The organism is Natrinema soli (genome assembly GCF_028618695.1).
This window is the reverse complement of record NZ_JAQIVI010000522.1, coordinates 1-1,434: the sequence shown is the minus strand read 5'-3', so window position 1 is coordinate 1,434 and position 1,434 is coordinate 1. Positions and strand designations below refer to the sequence as shown.

At 66.8% G+C, this 1,434-nt stretch carries 3 protein-coding genes; 2 read left to right on the top strand and 1 reads right to left on the bottom strand.

Annotated elements, in window-relative coordinates:
• On the bottom strand, positions 1-326 hold a 326-nt coding region (locus tag PGX04_RS25730; RefSeq protein ID WP_273741100.1), incomplete at its 3' end, for a DUF5817 domain-containing protein.
• A gap of 107 nt (positions 327-433) precedes the next feature.
• On the opposite strand from PGX04_RS25730, the gene PGX04_RS25725 reads away from it, so the two are divergent.
• Positions 434-775, top strand: coding sequence for a cupin domain-containing protein (locus tag PGX04_RS25725; RefSeq protein WP_273741099.1), 342 nt, complete (start codon positions 434-436; stop codon positions 773-775).
• Positions 776-862: 87 nt separating this feature from the next.
• Positions 863-1,434: divalent metal cation transporter (locus PGX04_RS25720; protein WP_273741098.1), on the top strand; the 572-nt coding region annotated here is incomplete at its 3' end.

Here is a 1,434-nt window from a genome sequence, read left to right as displayed (position 1 = left end):
GGGTCACGGTCGCCGGCCGCCTCGACGGCCTCGACGTCCAGTCCGGATCCCTCGAGGTACTCCTCGTCGTCGACGACGCCGTCCGCCACGTCGTCCTCGAGTTCGGCGAAGGAGTCGAGTTTCGCGAAGGCTTCGCCCTCCCCCTGCCGGTTCGCGAGCATCGAGGCGCGGACGTCGCGGGCGTGGGCGGCGTCGTCGGTCTCGACGAACTTCTTGCGCTTCTCGTAGCCCCTCCGAGAGCCACAGCGGGGACACTGGGTCGTGTCGGAGCGGCCCTCGATGATCCAGAGGTTCGAACACTCGCTACAGCCGACGACGGCGTACATGTCCGGCAGTGGGCCGCCCCGGCAGTTCAACCTTCGGCAACCGGAGCGGAAGTGAACGGGCGACCCACCGGCGGAACTATTAGGCGCTCCGTCTCCTCTCGAGGCGTATGGAACGCGTTTCCCTGACCGACCTCGAGCCGTCGGAAGCCGTCGACGGGGTCCACCTGGCGCTGATGGCGGGTACGGAATCGATGAACGTCCAGCACTTCGAGATCGAGCCTGGCGCAGTCGTCGAGGAGCACAGCCACCCCCACGAACAGACCGGTTTTCTGTACGAGGGTGAGTTGACGTTCATCACCGATGGCGAGGAGGTCGTCTGCGGTCCCGGTGATTCCTACGCGATTCCGGGCGAGCAGCCCCACGCGGCCGAGAATCGCGGCGACGAGACGGTCCGCGGCGTCGACATCTTCAGCCCGCCGCGGGAGAATCCGAGCTGGCAGCCTGAGTAATCTCGCGATACAGAGGAAGAGAGAATTCGGCCGGCCGCCACCAAGGAATACCACGGAGTTATATAGATTAGTTCGCAAGAGAGGCCGATGGCAACCGAGCAGCAGACGGCCGAAACGGGGCGAATCAGGATGGTACTTGATCGACTGGGGCCGACGTGGCTCGCCGGCGCGATCGCGGCGGGTCCGGCGACGATGGCCAGTCTGCTCGTTGCAGGTGCGAGCTTCGGCTACGCGCTGCTGTGGGTCGTCGTGTTATCGGCCGTTCTGGGCACCGTCGGCCAGTACCTCGCGATGCGGCTGGGCCTGCTCACCGAAGGGGGGATCGTCGCGGTCGTCGAGCGCCACCTCGGCTCGTTCTGGGCCTGGGTGCTCGTGGTCGATGTTGTACTGGCCGCGGGGCTCGCCCAACTCGTCATCATGAAGACGCTGGCGGGCGTGAGCGCGACGATCGTCGAAAGCGCGGGAGTCGGTACCGCCGCGCTGACCGATCCACAATTCTGGGGCGTGCTCTGGGCGGTGATCCTCGCGCTGGGACTCGCGGGCGGCGGCTATCGGCTCGCGGAGGTCGGTGCCAAACTCCTCGTCTCGGCCGCCGTCGTCGCGTTCGTCGCGAGCGCGTTCGTGGTCCCGATCGATCCGGTCGCGGCAGCCAACGGTCT

Excerpts from the sequence above, each read along its gene's own strand:
- PGX04_RS25725 (WP_273741099.1), top strand. The coding sequence starts at position 434 with ATGGAACGCGTTTCCCTGACCGACCTCGAGCCGTCGGAAGCCGTCGAC.